General features: G+C 68.8%; 16 protein-coding genes. 10 read left to right on the top strand and 6 right to left on the bottom strand.

Annotated features, from left to right (window positions below):
* Positions 1-45 precede the first annotated feature (45 nt).
* On the bottom strand, positions 46-831 hold the full coding sequence (locus BS329_RS17135) for a thioesterase family protein (RefSeq protein WP_076161934.1): 786 nt from the start codon (positions 829-831) through the stop codon (positions 46-48).
* A gap of 171 nt (positions 832-1002) precedes the next feature.
* Positions 1003-1896 carry a RecB family exonuclease gene (locus tag BS329_RS17130; protein ID WP_076161932.1) on the bottom strand — a complete coding sequence of 298 codons (894 nt, stop codon included), beginning with the start codon at positions 1894-1896 and terminating at the stop codon, positions 1003-1005.
* Between the two features lie 128 nt (positions 1897-2024).
* Between BS329_RS17130 and BS329_RS17125 the strand changes: the two genes are divergently transcribed.
* Positions 2025-3176, top strand: coding sequence for a site-2 protease family protein (locus BS329_RS17125; protein ID WP_076161930.1), 1152 nt, complete (start codon positions 2025-2027; stop codon positions 3174-3176).
* 98 nt (positions 3177-3274) lie between these two features.
* Positions 3275-4099: a tRNA (adenine-N1)-methyltransferase gene (locus tag BS329_RS17120; RefSeq protein WP_076161928.1), complete on the top strand. Its 825-nt coding sequence runs from the start codon at positions 3275-3277 to the stop codon at positions 4097-4099.
* A gap of 75 nt (positions 4100-4174) precedes the next feature.
* Here BS329_RS17120 and BS329_RS17115 read toward each other — a convergent pair whose 3' ends face one another.
* Both BS329_RS17115 and BS329_RS17110 read right to left on the bottom strand, forming a co-directional pair.
* Positions 4175-4624, bottom strand: a complete 450-nt coding sequence (locus BS329_RS17115; protein WP_076161926.1) for a hypothetical protein — start codon at positions 4622-4624, stop codon at positions 4175-4177.
* Positions 4625-4634: 10 nt separating this feature from the next.
* Positions 4635-5477, bottom strand: a complete 843-nt coding sequence (locus tag BS329_RS17110; protein WP_076161924.1) for a hypothetical protein — start codon at positions 5475-5477, stop codon at positions 4635-4637.
* Between the two features lie 363 nt (positions 5478-5840).
* On the opposite strand from BS329_RS17110, the gene arc reads away from it, so the two are divergent.
* Complete coding sequence (gene arc / locus BS329_RS17105) at positions 5841-7643, top strand: proteasome ATPase (RefSeq protein ID WP_076161922.1); 1803 nt, start codon at positions 5841-5843, stop codon at positions 7641-7643.
* Positions 7644-7700: 57 nt separating this feature from the next.
* On the opposite strand, the gene BS329_RS17100 is transcribed toward arc, so the two are convergent.
* On the bottom strand, positions 7701-8612 hold the full coding sequence (locus BS329_RS17100) for a DMT family transporter (RefSeq protein WP_076162281.1): 912 nt from the start codon (positions 8610-8612) through the stop codon (positions 7701-7703).
* Between the two features lie 142 nt (positions 8613-8754).
* Between BS329_RS17100 and BS329_RS17095 the strand changes: the two genes are divergently transcribed.
* From BS329_RS17095 to BS329_RS17085, 3 genes are read left to right on the top strand one after another with little or no spacing between them, the layout of a single operon-like run.
* Entirely contained in the window at positions 8755-9099 is a 345-nt protein-coding gene (locus BS329_RS17095; protein ID WP_076161920.1) for a hypothetical protein, read from the top strand.
* Positions 9096-10052, top strand: coding sequence for an aldo/keto reductase (locus tag BS329_RS17090; protein ID WP_076161918.1), 957 nt, complete (start codon positions 9096-9098; stop codon positions 10050-10052). Before BS329_RS17095 ends, BS329_RS17090 begins: the two co-directional genes overlap by 4 nt.
* A 55-nt stretch (positions 10053-10107) precedes the next feature.
* The gene (locus tag BS329_RS17085; RefSeq protein WP_076161916.1) at positions 10108-10710 is read left to right on the top strand and encodes a hypothetical protein; all 603 of its coding nucleotides are present in this window, start codon (positions 10108-10110) and stop codon (positions 10708-10710) included.
* Here BS329_RS17085 and BS329_RS17080 read toward each other — a convergent pair.
* The gene (locus tag BS329_RS17080; RefSeq protein ID WP_076161914.1) at positions 10707-11225 is read right to left on the bottom strand and encodes an NUDIX domain-containing protein; all 519 of its coding nucleotides are present in this window, start codon (positions 11223-11225) and stop codon (positions 10707-10709) included. The genes BS329_RS17085 and BS329_RS17080 overlap by 4 nt on opposite strands.
* 43 nt (positions 11226-11268) lie before the next feature.
* Here BS329_RS17080 and dop point away from each other — a divergent pair, with 43 nt between their 5' ends.
* The 4 genes from dop to prcA all read left to right on the top strand — a co-directional run bounded on the left by dop (position 11269) and on the right by prcA (position 14784).
* A complete protein-coding gene (dop, locus tag BS329_RS17075) occupies positions 11269-12771 on the top strand; it encodes a depupylase/deamidase Dop (RefSeq protein ID WP_076161912.1) in 1503 nt (500 codons plus the stop codon).
* Positions 12772-12867: 96 nt separating this feature from the next.
* On the top strand, positions 12868-13062 hold the full coding sequence (locus BS329_RS17070; protein ID WP_034306633.1) for a ubiquitin-like protein Pup: 195 nt from the start codon (positions 12868-12870) through the stop codon (positions 13060-13062).
* 72 nt (positions 13063-13134) lie between these two features.
* On the top strand, positions 13135-13971 hold the full coding sequence (gene prcB, locus BS329_RS17065) for a proteasome subunit beta (protein ID WP_076161910.1): 837 nt from the start codon (positions 13135-13137) through the stop codon (positions 13969-13971).
* A gap of 51 nt (positions 13972-14022) precedes the next feature.
* The gene (gene prcA, locus BS329_RS17060; RefSeq protein ID WP_076161908.1) at positions 14023-14784 is read left to right on the top strand and encodes a proteasome subunit alpha; all 762 of its coding nucleotides are present in this window, start codon (positions 14023-14025) and stop codon (positions 14782-14784) included.
* Positions 14785-15028: the final 244 nt, after the last annotated feature.

Here is a 15028-nt window from a genome sequence, read left to right as displayed (position 1 = left end):
TTGTTCCGGGAAGGCTATTGGAAACGGGCTCGGAAAGCGCGTCTATCAGCCCGCCTGTCGCGGCCGCACCAGCAACGCCTGCGCTCCGGAGGCGATCGGACCGGACGTGTCGTGCAGGGTGGTGGTCGCCGTGCCGATCCCGTTCGGGCCGACCAGCGTGGCCGCGTCGACGCCGATCCACTCGCCCAGCGGCGGGCGGCGGAGGTGCACGGTCAGCTCCGAGTTGATGAACCACCACTCGCGCGGGTCGAGGAAGTTCGAGATCCCGTTGCCGGAGTCGGCCAGCACGAACAGCCGTTGCAGCGCGCTCGGCTTCTCACCGTCCACGAGTGCGACGCGCTGGCGTCCCCAAACCGTCGCGGGGCCGGGCTCGTCCAGCGCGCCCTTGACGCGCCGCCACTCGACGGCGTCGAGGTAGCCACCGTGCCAGCCTTCCGGCCAGCTCGACGCGGCCAGACCCTCCGGCGACGGCAAGGCGGGGCTTTCGGCGGTGGCCACCGCTGTGGTGTCCGACGTCGCGATACGCCAGGCCGAAGCGCGGGCGACGACCCGTCCTCCGTGGACGAGCTCGGCCGCCAGCCACTCGACCGAACGGCCAGGCCGTTCGACGTGGGCCCGCACCGAAAGCTCCTTCAAAGGCGCGGGGCCGAGGATCTCGATCGTCACCCGCGCCAGCTGGCACGCGTGCGGTGCTTCGACCTCTTCGAGCGCGCGGACCAGCAACGCCGAGGGCGGCCCGAAATGCTGCGCGTCCGGGGTCCACGGGCCGGCGGTGTGCGGGGTCGGGATGAACCGGCCGTCACCTGACAGCAGGTAAAAGGCGTCTGTCACACCGATAGCCTAGGCCGCGTCCTGCGAGTCTGTTCGCGGTCTTCACGCCAAGGTGGTTCCTGACCGCACGGGTGGGCGCGGCCGAGTACGACCCGGTACGAGGCCGATCCGCCCGCACCGTCAGGGACCACCTGGATCGCGATCCCAGCGAACAGACTCGCGGCACGCGACCTAATCCGCACGGTCCAAAACGGACTCTTCACCGGGATCCGGTTCCGGCCAGCCGGGATAGGGCGGGGGAGTCCCGCCGTACTGCGGGCAGACCGCCTGGTGGTCGCACCACGCGCACAGTTTGCTCGGATTGGGCCGGAAATCGCCGGTTTTGCCCGCTTTGAGGATCGCCTGCCAGATCGCCTCGAGCGTGCGCTCGAATCGGATCAGCTCGCCCTCGTCCGGGGTGTAGGCCAGTGATTGCCCGTCGGTGAGGTACATCAGTTTCAGCTGGCGCGGCACGACACCGCGAAGCCGCCACAGCACCACGGCGTAGAACTTCATCTGGAACATCGCCTTGGCCTCGCCGATCTCGCGGGGCGCGGCCCCGGTCTTGTAGTCGACGACGCGGATCTCCCCGGTCGGCGCCACGTCCAGCCTGTCGACGTAGCCCCGCAGCAGCACCCCGGAGCCCAGCTCGATCTCGACGTGCAGCTCGCACGCTTCGGGCTCCAGCCGAGTCGGATCCTCGAGGCCGAAGTAGGTGTCGACGAGCTGCTCCGCCGAAGACAGCCAGGAAGTGACAGCCTCGGGGTCGTCCTGATCGAACAGCTCGATCCACTCCGGGCGCTCCGCGGACAGTTCTGCCCACGCGGGCGCCAGCAGGTCCTTGGCCCGCGGAGGGGTGCGATCGGTTTGGGGAAGGGAGAACAGGCGCTCCAGCACGGAATGCACCAGGGTGCCGCGCAGCTGGGCCTTGGTCGGGATCTCGGGCAGCCTGTCGACGGCGCGGAACCGGTAGAGCAGCGGGCACTGTTTGAAGTCGCTGGCACGCGACGGGGACAGGGCCGGCCGACGGCGCGGGGTTTCGGCGCCGGGCGGCGGATCGGCGGTGACCGTGTCGGTGTCGGGCATGCAGGCAGGGTAGCGCCGGGTACCGACAGTTCCGGGACCGCGACGCACCGGAGCGACATGACCGACACCACCCGGACGGGAAAGGCGGGTTACCGGCAGCCCACACCTGGGCATCTACGCTCTGACACATGGCGGTGACGGGTGAGCAGGGCCCGCCTCGACGAGGCGTGGCACCAGAGGGCGGGCTCCTGCTGTTCCGCGTCTCCGGGATCCCCGTGCTGCTCGCCCCTTCGTGGTGGGTCGGCTCCCTGGTCATCGTGGTGCTCTACACGCCGCTGGTCGGACGGTTCCTGCCCGGCGCGACCACGCTGACCTCCTGGCTGCTGGCGGCCGCGTTCGCGGTCCTGCTCGGACTTTCGGTACTGGCGCACGAACTCGGGCACTGCCTGGTGGCGCTGCGCCTGGGCATCCCCGTCCGGCGCCTGCGCCTGTTCCTGCTCGGCGGTCTCTCCGAGGTCGCCAGGACTCCCCGGCAGCCGCGTCACGAAGGGCTCGTCGCCGCCGCGGGACCGGCGGTTTCGTTGCTGCTCGGCGCTTTCTGCGGGCTGCTCATCTTCGCCGTCCCGCCGGAAAGCGCGGCATGGCTGCTCATCGCCGAATGCGCCGTCGCGAACTTCGCCGTCGGGATCTTCAACCTTCTGCCGGGGCTCCCGCTCGACGGCGGTCGGCTGGTGCGCGCCGGCGTCTGGGCGGCGACGGGCCGCCGGGACAAGGGCACCCGGGCCGCCGTCGTCGGTGGCGGTGTCGTCGCGGCCGGGCTGGTTTTCTGGGCGCTGTGGGGTTTGGCCGCGGGTAGTGAAGACCGCTGGCTCCGGCTCGGCGTCTGTGTCGTGACCGCGTGGTTCGTGATCCTCGGCGCGCGCGGCGAACTCGCCGCCGAAGCCCGGCGGGGCTGGCCGGAGGGTGTCCGGCTGAGTGAGCTCGTCCGGCCCGTTCTCCAGCTTCCCGCGGAAAGCCCCGTCTCGGACGCGCTGGCCGCCTCCGCGGGCCGTGGAGTGGTCCTGGTGCGTGCCGACGGCGTCGCCGCCGGACTGCTCGACGAGCAGGCCGCGGCACAACTGGCGGGCACCTCGCCGCACGCGCCCGCCGAGATGGCCGCGGAGCCGATCCGCGCCGACACCGTGCTGCTCTCCTCCGAGTCGGGGGAGGAGATCGCCGAGCGGGTCCGGGAAACCGCCGCGTGGCAATTCCTCGTCGTGGACGACGAAGGCAGGCCCGCGGGCGTGCTCCGGCGGGAAGACCTGCGCGCCGCGATGACCCGCGGCCGACCCCCGGCGTAGCGCGGGACGGCCACCTGCGAGGATCGGTCGTCCCGTCCGCGGCATTCTTTCCCGCCGAGGACGCAGGGGCTCAGTGTGTTCGCGTGTATGGAGGTTCAGTGTCGGTCCGTGGGCCGTTTCGTAGTGGTGACCGGGTTCAGCTGACCGACTCCAAGGGGCGGCACTACACCATGGTGCTCGCCGAAGGACAGCAGTATCACACCCATCGCGGCGCGCTGGCGCACGACGACGTGATCGGGGCGCAGGAGGGTTCGGTCGTCACTTCGGCGGGCGGCAGCCACTATCTGGCGCTGCGCCCGCTGCTGCCGGACTACGTGCTGTCGATGCCGCGCGGCGCGCAGGTGATCTATCCGAAGGACGCCGCGCAGATCGTGATGTGGGGCGACATCTTCCCGGGCGCGCGGGTACTCGAGGCGGGTGCCGGTTCCGGTGCGCTGACCTGTTCGCTGCTGCGGGCGGTCGGGGCGGAAGGCACTGTGCGGTCCTACGAGATCCGGGACGACCACGCCGAACACGCCGAACGGAACGTGGAGAAGTTCTTCGGCCACAAACCGGACAATTGGTCACTGACGGTCGCGGACCTGTCGACGCACACCGGCGAGGTCGACCGGGTGGTTCTCGACATGCTGGCGCCCTGGGACCAGCTGGAGACGGTCGCCGCGCATCTCGTGCCCGGCGGCGTGCTCACGGTCTACGTGGCGACGGTCACACAGCTTTCTCGGATCACGGAAGCCTTGCGGGACCAGCAGTGCTGGACCGAGCCGGAATCTTTCGAGACGCTCATGCGGCCTTGGCACGTCGTGAGTCTCGCGGTGCGGCCGGACCACCGGATGGTCGCGCACACCGCGTTCCTGCTGACGGCGCGCCGTCTGGCCGACGGGACCGTCTCGCCGCGGGTCCACCGCCGCTCCGGCAAGGGCTGACGTTCCCCCAGTACCTGAAGGCCCCCTTCCTTGCGTCTAGCGCAAGGAAGGGGGCCTTCAGGTACTTCCAGATGCCTAGGGAACGCACCATTTCCCGTCACGCTTCTTCAACGGGAACGGTGTGTCCTTCTGTCCGCCCGCGCCCTCCACGTGGACGGTCACCGTGGCCGACTCGCCACCGACCGTCGGCGGGCCGGGGATGGTCGCGGACACCTTGCCCGCGGCCTCCCACTTCCGCTTCAGCGCGGCCAGATCCGCCGAAGACTGCTGGACGCAGGTGAGCTTGCCGAACGCCGTCGCGTCGTGATTCACGATGGCCGCGGCGATCGCCTTGCCGACCACCTCGACCGCCGCCACGTCCGGATCCACCGGGACCGGACGGGACGAACCCGGCCACGACGGAGGTGCGGCGGAACTCGGCGCGGCCGGGTCGGAGCCGGACGGGGCGACCAGCAGCAGCCCCACCACGACACCCACCACGACCGCGCCGCATCCGGCGAGAACGGCGATCAGCCTGCTGGACACCGGTTCCGGGTCAGCTCTTGCCGCCGGTGAAGCACCAGAGGTCGGACTCCTTCTTGAAGTTCAGGTTCCCCGCGTCGGTCTTGCCGCCCTGGGTGACCTTCGCCGGGAGCTTCGCGGTGTCGCCGCTGACCGTGATCTCCCCGGTCTTCTCCATCTTGATGTCCTTGGCGATCGGCACTTCGTCCTTGGTGTTCACGCTGCGGCAGGCCGACTGCGCGACGGTCTTGCCGTCACCGGCGTTGTAGGCGGCGATGACGGCGTCGGCCACCTCCTGCGGCGTCCCCTTGCCCAGCGGTGCGGGGCCGGAACCCTTGCTCGCCGAGGTGCTCGGCGAGCTGGACTTGCTCCGGGTCGAGGAGGTCGACGGCTTCTGGGACGAAGTCTCGGAACCCGTCGGGGCCGCGCTGCTGGAACTCACGGGCGGCGCGGCGGCCGGGTTGTCGTCACCCGAGTTGAGCGCGATGACGAGGGCGGTGACACCGCCGCCGACCAGGACAACCGCGCCGATCGCGATGCCGACGATCAGGCCGGTCTTCTTTTTCTTCGGCGGCTCACCGTAGCCGCCGCCGTCCTGAGGGTAGGCGTTGTAGCCGCCCTGCTGCTGACCGTACGGATCCGGCTGGCCGAACTGCTGGGTGGCGCCGGGGTATCCCTGCTGGGGCTGGGGGCCGCTCTGCGGGTAGCCGCCTTGTTGCTGGCCGTACTGGTCCTGCCCGTACTGGCCGGGCTGCTGGCCGTACTGGCCGCCACCGGGGTATCCCTGGTGCGGCTGGGGGCCGCTCTGCGGGTACCCGCCCTGCTGGCCGTACGGATCCTGTCCGTAGCCGCCGGGCTGCTGCGGCGGGTAAGTCATGGCTGTTGCCCCCTAGCTGTTCTGCGAAAATGCTCAACTCGACATGCCGTTCCGCCTCCCCGGCGAACGTCGGCCCGATGCTAGCCATCGAGCCGGATCGCCGCTCGATTAGGGCCGAACTGATACCGGAACCCGGTTTGCACCCGGACGGAGCCGGGTAGTCCGTCGCAGGTCAGGGCAGGTGGACGGATTGTGACCATGGGAGTGTCGGACCCGGCACCGGGATGGCCTCTTGCGCGGCGGGAACGTACGTGCTGTCAGGTCGTCCGGAACGCGACGCGCCGATCTTGTGATGCGGAAAGGCCTTTTATTGTCGGTGATCGCCGGTACCGTGGAATGAAAAGCACTCCGAGGAGGTGCCCAATGCATCATGACCTTCCCGGAGGTCGGCGCGAGGAGGCCGACCCTTCAGAAACGACCGGAGCTGGAACCACATCCGACGAGCAGGCACGTCAAATTCGCTTCCTCGAGGAGGAAGTGGCCCTGCTGCGCCGGAAGCTCACCGATTCGCCACGTCAGAACCGAGTGCTGGAGCAGCGACTCGCCGAAGCGTCGGAACGAGTGAGCCAACTCACGGAACGCAACACGAAACTGGTCGAGACGCTCCGCGAGGCGCGTGGCCAGTTGCTCGCGTTGCGAGAGGAGGTCGACAGGCTGGCCCAACCTCCGAGCGGTTACGGCGTGTTCGTGACCGCATACGAGGACAACACGGTGGACGTGTTCACCGCGGGCCGCAAGATGCGGGTTTCGGTCTCACCCGCGGTCGAGGTCTCGTCGCTGCAACGGGGACAGGCGTTGCGGCTCAACGAGGCGCTCACCGTCGTTGAAGGCGGCGACTTCGAGAAGATCGGCGAGGTCTGCGCACTGCGCGAGGTGCTGGCCCCGGACGTCGAGGGCGGTAGCCCCCGTGCGCTCGTGGTCGGGCACGCGGACGAGGAGCGGGTCGTCCTGCTCTCCGATCCGCTGGCCGAGCAGCCCCTCAAGCCGGGCGATTCCCTGCTGGTCGACTCGAAAGCCGGTTACGCCTACGAGCGTGTGCCGAAGGCGGAGGTCGAGGATCTCGTGCTGGAGGAGGTGCCCGATGTCCAATACGAGGACATCGGTGGCCTCACCCGGCAGATCGAGCAGATCCGAGACGCCGTCGAGCTGCCGTTCCTGCACGCGGATCTCTACCAGGAGTACCAGCTGCGCCCGCCGAAGGGCGTGCTGCTCTACGGGCCTCCTGGCTGCGGTAAGACCCTCATCGCCAAGGCGGTGGCCAACTCGCTCGCCAAGAAGGTCGCGGAAGCACGCGGCGACAAGGCGGACGGGAAGTCCTACTTCCTGAACATCAAGGGTCCGGAGCTGTTGAACAAGTTCGTCGGGGAGACCGAGCGGCATATCCGCCTGATCTTCCAGCGGGCTCGGGAAAAGGCCTCCGAAGGCACCCCGGTGATCGTGTTCTTCGACGAGATGGACTCGATTTTCCGCACCCGCGGTTCGGGCGTGTCCTCCGACGTGGAGACCACGATCGTCCCGCAGCTGCTCTCGGAGATCGACGGTGTCGAGGGCCTGGAGAACGTCATCGTCATCGGCGCCTCCAACCGTGAAGACATGATCGACCCGGCGATCCTGCGGCCGGGCCGGCTCGACGTCAAGATCAAGATCGAGCGTCCGGACGCCGAAGGCGCGAAGGACATCTTCTCCAAGTACCTGTCCGACGGTCTGCCGATCCACGCCGACGATCTCGAAGAGTTCGGCGGGGACCGCAGGGCGACGTTCGACGCGATGATCCAGCATACGGTCGAGCGGATGTACGAGGAGACGGACGAGAACCGGTTCCTCGAGGTCACCTACGCCAACGGTGACAAGGAGGTCCTGTACTTCCGTGACTTCAACTCGGGCGCGATGATCCAGAACATCGTGGACCGGGCGAAGAAGTCGGCCATCAAGTCGGTGCTGGAGACCAAGCAGCCCGGCCTGCGTGTGCAGCACCTGCTGGACGCGATCGTCGACGAGTTCGCGGAGAACGAGGACCTGCCGAACACCACCAACCCGGACGACTGGGCCCGGATCTCCGGCAAGAAGGGCGAGCGGATCGTCTACATCCGCACGCTCGTCACCGGCAAGAACCAGGATTCGGGGCGGGCGATCGACACCGCCACGAACACCGGTCAGTACCTGTAGAACGAGCCGAAGGGGCCCCTCACCGCTGGCATGCGGTGAAGGGCCCCTTCGTCGTGTCTATACGGCTACGGGTTCCTCGACCTTTTTGCGCGGGCTCAGGCGACCGTGCGCGGCCAGGATCCCCAGGACGACGAGCAGCGCTCCGGCGGGCTGGTTCCACGCCAAGGGTTCGTCGAGGACCAGAACGCCGAGCAGTACTCCCACGACGGGTGTGAGGTAGGTCACCGCCGACGCGTTCGACGCGCCCCACGCGGCGATGATCGACGCGTTCCAGGCGTAGGCGAGCCCGGTGCCCAGTGCCCCGAGCGCGATCATGCTGAGGACGATCGTCGTGTCGAGGCGCACCGGCGTGGTCGCGATGAACGGCGCGAGCACCAGCATCACGACGGCGCCGCAGCAGACCTGCCCGAGCGCGATGGTCGGCGCGTCGAGGTTCCGCCAGGAGATGAACCGCCGCACGTAAACGAACGAGATCCCGTAGCAGGTCGTCGCGCCGAGGCACGCCAGTTGCGCGGTCAGTTCGTGGGACACGTCGATCCCTTGCCAGACCCCGACGATGGTGAGCACACCGAGGAAACCGAGGATCAGGCCGGTCGTGCGGGCCTTCGTGAAACGCTCCGACGGCAGGGCCGCGGCGGCGATGAGCATGGTGATCAGCGGGGTCGTCGCGTTGAAAATGCTGGCGAGCCCGGAGGAGATGTACTGCTCGGCCCAGGAGAACAGCAGGAACGGGATGACGCACAGCAGCACGGAGACGACCGCGAGATGGCCCCAGAGCGCCGGATCGCGGGGAAGTGGCTTTCGCCGCCAGGCGGCGATGGCGATCAGCGCCAGCGCGCCGAGGCAGATGCGGGAGAGCGCCACCTGAGCCGGCGAAAGGCCGGTGAGGCCGACCTTGATGAACAGGAAACTCGCGCCCCACACGATCGCGAGTGCCGCGAACCGGATCGTGATACCGAAACGTCCCAATTGTCCTTCTTCCGAGTCTTCGACTTCGAACTCAGTGAAGCGGGAATCCACTGTGTACTCCAGCGGTTTTCGGACGATGTGGTCCACGCCTCCGCGTGGCGATCCCGCCAGGTATGCGTATAACGGCCTATACTCATCGGCCGTGAGCGAATCCCCTGGGCGCCCGCGCGCGCCGATCACCGAGGCCGATGTCCTGGCATGGCTGGAAACGACGGCCGCCGCCGTGCGGGCGGGGGAGGTGAGCGCCCCCGAACTCATCGAGATCCTGGGGGAGTTGCGGCGCGCCTCCGCGGCCTGCGCCGACGCGTCCGACTGGGCGCTGCTCGCCGCCAGGGAGGAGGGCGCCAGTCTCCGTCAGATCGCGCCGGTCTTCGGCAAGGGTTACGTTCGGGCTCCGGCGGCCCGCCTCGAGAAGCTCCATCGGCAGGCGCAGAACTCAGGCCAGTGGCTCGCGATCCTCCGGCACAAGAACGAAGGAGCCCGGTGAGAGAGTCGGAAATCCACGTCGGCGAACGGGTCGCCGTCGGGCTGGCGGCGCTCGGCAGGCCCGCCTACCTCAATCTCGGCCGGGTCGACGCGCTGCCGCCGGGACGGGAATTCGCCGCGATGCGCGCGGCGACCCATGCCGTGCTCGACGACGCGTACCAGGCCGGTGTCCGCTGGATCGATGTCGCCCGATCGTATGGTTCCTCCGAAGAGTTCCTCGCCGGCTGGCTCGCCGATCGGGGCCATGCGGACGTGACGGTGTCGAGCAAATGGGGCTACCGCTACGTGGGGGAGTGGAAGCTCGACGCGGAAGTGCACGAGGTCAAGGAGCACACCGCGGCGCGGTTCGCCGAGCAGTGGGCGGAAACCGTTGGCCTGCTGGGGAAGGCGGTCTCGCTCTACCAGGTCCACTCGCTCACTGTGGACAGTCCGCTGTTCACCGACGACCGGCTCGTCGGCGCGCTGGCCGAACTCACCGCCGCCGACGGCGTCCCGGTGGGCTTCTCCACCTCCGGGCCCGCACAGGCCGACGCGGTCCGCAGGGCGTTCGAGCTGGAAGTGTCCGGAACGCCGGTCTTCAGCGCCGTGCAATCGACGTGGAACCTGCTCGAACCCTCCGTCGGCCCGGCGCTCGCCGAGGCGCACGCGGCCGGGAAACAGGTCTTGGTCAAGGAAACCGTCGCGAACGGACGGCTGGTGGTCGAGCCACCGGCGGCGCTCGCGAGGATCGCGCGAGAACACGAGGCGGGCCCGGACGCGGTGGCGATCGCGGCGGTACTGGCGCAGGACTGGCGGCCGGTCGCGGTCATCGGCCCGTCGAGCACGGCGCAGCTCGCGGACAATCTCGTTGCCACGAGGGCGAAACTGACCGCGGACGAACTCGACGAGCTGGCAGGACTCGCCGAAGAACCGGTCGCCTACTGGCGGCACAGGTCCTGCCTCGGCTGGCACTGAAGGGCTGGACTAGTCTCGCGGCAAACGTCTGGCGGGTGACCGGGGAGGCTTGAGGGTGCGTCATCGGCAGGTGCTCGCGGTGGCGACGGTCGCCCTGTTCGGTTTGTCGGGCTGCGCCGACCGTCCCAACGACCTCGACACCTACTACGAGGACCCGACACCGACGCCCGCGGCCGAACCCGCGCAGCCCTCGGTCAGGCCACAAGCCGCCCCGATCCCGCCGCCGACCTCGGCTCCCGTCCCCGCGGCCGTTTCCGCCGCGTTGCTGACCGACGAGGACGTCGCGGAGGAAGAGGTCGTCCCGGGCGAGAGCAAGGTGTCCGGTTGCCTGACCGGTCTCACCCGCGGCACCAGCCGCTCGACGGCGTGGTCGTACCCGAGTGGTTCGACGCTGGAACATCAGGTCACCGAGTACACCGACCGCGACGCTTCGGACGTCGTCACCCAGGCTGACTGCGAAGGCAAGAAGCTCACCCTGGCGAAGCAAACCGGCGTCGAAGGACAGCGCGCTTGGTGTGCGGGCACGACGTGCACCGTGTTGCTCGCCAAGGGGAAGCTCGTCTCCGCCCTCAGCGTGACCGCCGGGACCGAGGCTCGGGCGACCGAGGCGGCGAAACGGCTGCTGCCGCTCGTCGCGCAGCGCCTCCGTTCGGCCTAGCGGGCGGCTTCCCGCCGGAACCATTCCAAGGCGCCGAGACGTCCGTCCGGCACGAACCGGCTTTCCGGATCGTCGAGCCACGAACGCAACTCGCCCAGCGTCAGCCATCGCCCTTCGACGACTTCGGACGGCTGATGGACGAAGGGGCCGTCCCACCGTGCTTCGAAGGCGAAGTTGTGGCAGCGGATCGTGCCCACGTCGTGGACATGGGTGAAAAGCGGCCGTAGTTCCACTCCGTGAACACCCAGTTCTTCAGCCAGTTCACGGCGCGCGCAGCCCTCCGGTGTCTCACCCGCCGCGACGACGCCGCCCGCCCAGCAGTCCCATGTGGAGGGATAGACGTCCTTCGTCGGCGTACGCAGGTGCACGTAGACGGAGCTTCCATCACCCGAACGGACCAACACCACGCCCGCCGCGTGCCACAGTCCCTCGGCGCGGACCCGGGAGCGGGTGGCCGCCCCCACGGCGCTTCCGCCGAGGTCATAGAGCGCAACGAGTTCGTCACCGCCTGACATGGGGGGCATCGTCGCACGGCCCCGACCCCGTAGGGTGGTGGGTATGCGGCGGATCATGGGAACCGAAGTCGAGTACGGCATCGCGGTGCCGGGCGACGCGACGGCGAACCCGGTACTTACCTCGACCCAGGTCGTGCTGGCCTACGCGGCCGCGGCGGACATCCCGCGGGCCAGGCGGGCACGGTGGGACTACGAGGTGGAATCGCCTCTGCGTGACGCCCGTGGGTTCGACCTGACCGGCCCGAGCGGTCCGGGCCACGATCCCGACGTCGAGGACCTCGGCGCGGCGAACGTGATCCTGACCAACGGCGCGCGGCTGTACGTCGACCACGCTCACCCGGAGTACTCGGCGCCCGAGGTGACGAACGCGCGCGACGCGGTCATCTGGGACAAGGCGGGCGAGCGGGTCATGGAGGAGGCGGCGCGCAAGGCCGCCACCGTGCCCGGCCAGCCGCCTTTGCAGCTGTACAAGAACAACGTCGACGGCAAGGGCGCGAGCTACGGCACGCACGAGAACTACCTGATGCAGCGGTCGACGCCGTTCACCGCGGTGATCGCGGGGCTGACGCCGTTCTTCGCCTCCCGTCAGGTGATGACCGGTTCGGGCCGCGTCGGTGTCGGGCAGCAGAGCGAGGAAGCGGGCTTCCAGCTCTCGCAGCGTTCCGACTACATCGAGGTCGAGGTCGGCCTGGAGACGACGCTCAAACGCGGCATCATCAATACCCGCGACGAGCCGCACGCCGACGCGGACAAGTACCGCCGGCTGCACGTCATCATCGGCGACGCGAACCTGGCCGAGTACTCGACGTATCTCAAGGTCGGCACGACGGCGCTGGTGCTGGACCTGATCGAGGCCGGCATCCGGTTCGACGACCTGAAGCTGGACGAGCCGGTGCGCGCGGTGCACCAGATCAGCCACGACCCGACGCTGAAGGCGAAGGTGTCGCTGGCCAACGGGCGTAAGTACACCGGGCTGGACCTCCAGTTCGCCTACCACGAGATCGCGTCGGCGAACCTGGAGCGCACCGGCGCGGACGAGGCCTCCAAGGAGGTCCTGCGGGTCTGGGGCGAGATCCTGGACGCGCTGGCGCGGGACCCCCAGGAATGCGCGGACAGGCTGGACTGGCCCGCGAAGCTGCGGTTGCTCGAGGGCTACCGCGCTCGGGACCAGCTGGCCTGGGGCGCGCCGCGATTGCGCCTGGTCGACCTGCAGTACTCGGATGTCCGGTTGGACAAGGGCCTGTACAACAGGCTCGTCACCAGGGGTTCGATGAAGCGCCTGGTGACCGAGGAGGAGGTGCTGGAGGCGGTCACGACCCCGCCTTCGGACACCAGGGCTTATTTCCGGGGCCGCGCGCTGGAGAAGTACGCCAGCTCCATCGCCGCGGCGTCCTGGGATTCGGTCATCTTCGACGTCGGCAGGGAATCGCTGGTGCGGATCCCGACGTTGGAGCCGCTGCGGGGCACGAAGGCCCACGTGGGGAAGTTGCTGGACGACTCCGCGACAGCCGAGGAGCTGGTGGAAGCCCTCACCGGTTCGGACTAGCGGGAATTCCTTTCCTCAGGGTTAAGCGATCACGGATCCCGCGGAATGTCGGGACCGCTGGGTAGGCTAGGAACATCAGCCACACCGGGAGGCGAGATGGCTCAGGAAAAGATCGAAAAGCACGGCGGCGGCGACTCGGACGAAGAGTTCGAGGAGGGCGGTCCGGCGGGCCAGGAGCGACGCGAGAAGCTCGGTGAGGACGTCGACACGATCCTCGACGAGATCGACGACGTGCTCGAGGAGAACGCCGAGGACTTCGTCCGCGCGTATGTGCAAAAGGGCGGCGAGTAACTCGTCTTCCGGCGGCCGGATGCGGCCGCGCGCAGAGCCGGCGGATCACACAGATGGGAACTTTGAGCACGTATGGAACACACCTCGGGTAAGTCGGCGCTGCCCGCCGCGTACTTCACGTCGGGGACGTCGTCGTTCTCGGACTTCCTCCGGGCGCAGGCGCCTGAGCTGCTCCCGGAGCGGCGCGTCGCGTCCGGGGCGGCCGGGCTCGACGCGCCGCACGGGACGACGATCGTCGCGGTCAAGTTCGCGGGCGGGGTGCTGATCGCCGGTGACCGGCGGGCGACGTCGGGCAACCTGATCGCCTCGCGCGACATGGAGAAGGTGCACGTCACCGACGAGTACTCGGCCGTGGGCATCGCGGGCTCGGCGGGGCTGGCGATCGAGATGGTGCGGCTGTACGCGGTCGAACTGGCGCACTACGAGAAGATCGAGGGCGTTTCGCTCTCGCTCGACGGCAAGACGAACAAACTCGCCGGGCTGGTGAAGTCCAACCTCGAGATGGCGATGGCCGGCCTGGCCGTGCTGCCGTTGTTCGTCGGATACGACCTCGACGCGGAGGACGCGAAGCACGCGGGCCGGATCGTCTCGTACGACGCGACGGGCGGACGCTACGAGGAGAACGCCGGGTACCACGCCATCGGTTCGGGTTCGCTGTTCGCGAAGGGCTCGCTGAAGAAGCTGCACGACCCGGACGCGGACGCCGAGGCCGCGATCCGGGTGGCGGTGGAAGCGCTGTACGACGCGGCGGACGACGACACCGCGACCGGCGGGCCGGATCTGGTGCGCCGGATCTTCCCGACGATCGTGACGATCACCGCGGCGCAGGGCGCGGTGGCGGTGCCGCGGGAGCAGACGACCGCGGTGGCCGAGGCGATCGTCGCCGCGCGCGCCGAGCGCGGGCGCTAGCCGTCGCCCCTGTCCCCTTCCGATGAGAGCCAGAAAGAGCGGAGCACCACAGTGACGATGCCGTTGTACGCCTCTCCCGAGCAGTTGATGCGGGAGCGTTCCGAGATCGCGCGCAAGGGCATCGCGCGCGGCCGGAGCGTGGTCGTGCTCAAGTACCGCGGTGGCGTGCTGTTCGTGGCCGAGAACCCCTCGGCGACGTTGCACAAGGTGTCGGAGATCTACGACCGGATCGGCTTCGCGGCCGTTGGCCGCTACAGCGAGTTCGAGAACCTTCGTGTCGCCGGTATCCGGCACGCGGACCTGAAGGGCTACCAGTACGACCGGCGGGACGTCAGCGCGCGTGCGCTGGCGAACGCGTACGCCGCGTCGCTGGGCAGCATCTTCACCGAGCAGCTGAAGCCGTTCGAGGTGGAGATCTGCGTCGCCGAGGTCGGCGTGACCGCGGCCGAGGACCAGCTTTACCGCTTGACCTACGACGGTTCGATCTTCGACGAGCCGAAGTTCGTGGTGATGGGTGGTCAGGCCGACACGCTCACCACGAAGCTGAAGGACAGCTACGAGTCGGACCTGGAGCTGGGCGCGGCGCTCGGCGTCGCGGTGAAGGCGTTGCGCGAGAACACCCCGACGCCCGCGAACGGCGACTCGGACCCGGTGAAGCTCGAGGTCGCCGTCCTGGAACGGGAGCGGCGCGGCCGCAAGTTCCGCCGGGTGGCCGGGGCGGCGCTGGACGCGCTGCTGCCCGCCGAGCCGGAGGAACCGGCGAAGGACGAGGCCGAGGGCGACAAGCCCGAAGGCGAGTCCAAGAAGGACTGATCTAGTTTGTCGTGAAAGGCCCCTTCGCTTGCCGGGAAGGGGCCTTTCATGTTTGGTCGCGCCGTACACAGTGGACGCAGGCAGGTACTGGGTCAGGATGGTCGTGAGTGGCGTTCTAGCCGTCTTGCCGTTCGCGAGTCACTCGACAGAAGCGGGACTCTGGCGTTGAGCGCGGCCGCCATCCCGGGTGTCGCGAAAGCCACTTTCGGGACGTCTGATGTCCTGAAAGTGGCTTTCGCGACAC

This window comes from Amycolatopsis coloradensis, from assembly GCF_001953865.1.
GTDB classification, from domain to species: Bacteria; Actinomycetota; Actinomycetes; order Mycobacteriales; family Pseudonocardiaceae; genus Amycolatopsis; species Amycolatopsis coloradensis.
The sequence above is the reverse complement of the archived record's forward strand: the minus strand, read 5'-3'. Positions and strand labels throughout refer to the sequence as shown.

Bases quoted from the DNA above. Each gene is read 5' to 3' on its own strand.
- BS329_RS17130 (WP_076161932.1), bottom strand. From the start codon at position 1,896: ATGCCCGACACCGACACGGTCACCGCCGATCCGCCGCCCGGCGCCGAA.
- BS329_RS17125 (WP_076161930.1), top strand. From the start codon at position 2,025: ATGGCGGTGACGGGTGAGCAGGGCCCGCCTCGACGAGGCGTGGCACCA.
- BS329_RS17110 (WP_076161924.1), bottom strand. From the start codon at position 5,477: ATGACTTACCCGCCGCAGCAGCCCGGCGGCTACGGACAGGATCCGTAC.
- arc (WP_076161922.1), top strand. From the start codon at position 5,841: ATGCATCATGACCTTCCCGGAGGTCGGCGCGAGGAGGCCGACCCTTCA.
- BS329_RS17080 (WP_076161914.1), bottom strand. From the start codon at position 11,225: ATGTCAGGCGGTGACGAACTCGTTGCGCTCTATGACCTCGGCGGAAGC.
- dop (WP_076161912.1), top strand. From the start codon at position 11,269: ATGCGGCGGATCATGGGAACCGAAGTCGAGTACGGCATCGCGGTGCCG.
- BS329_RS17070 (WP_034306633.1), top strand. From the start codon at position 12,868: ATGGCTCAGGAAAAGATCGAAAAGCACGGCGGCGGCGACTCGGACGAA.
- prcB (WP_076161910.1), top strand. From the start codon at position 13,135: ATGGAACACACCTCGGGTAAGTCGGCGCTGCCCGCCGCGTACTTCACG.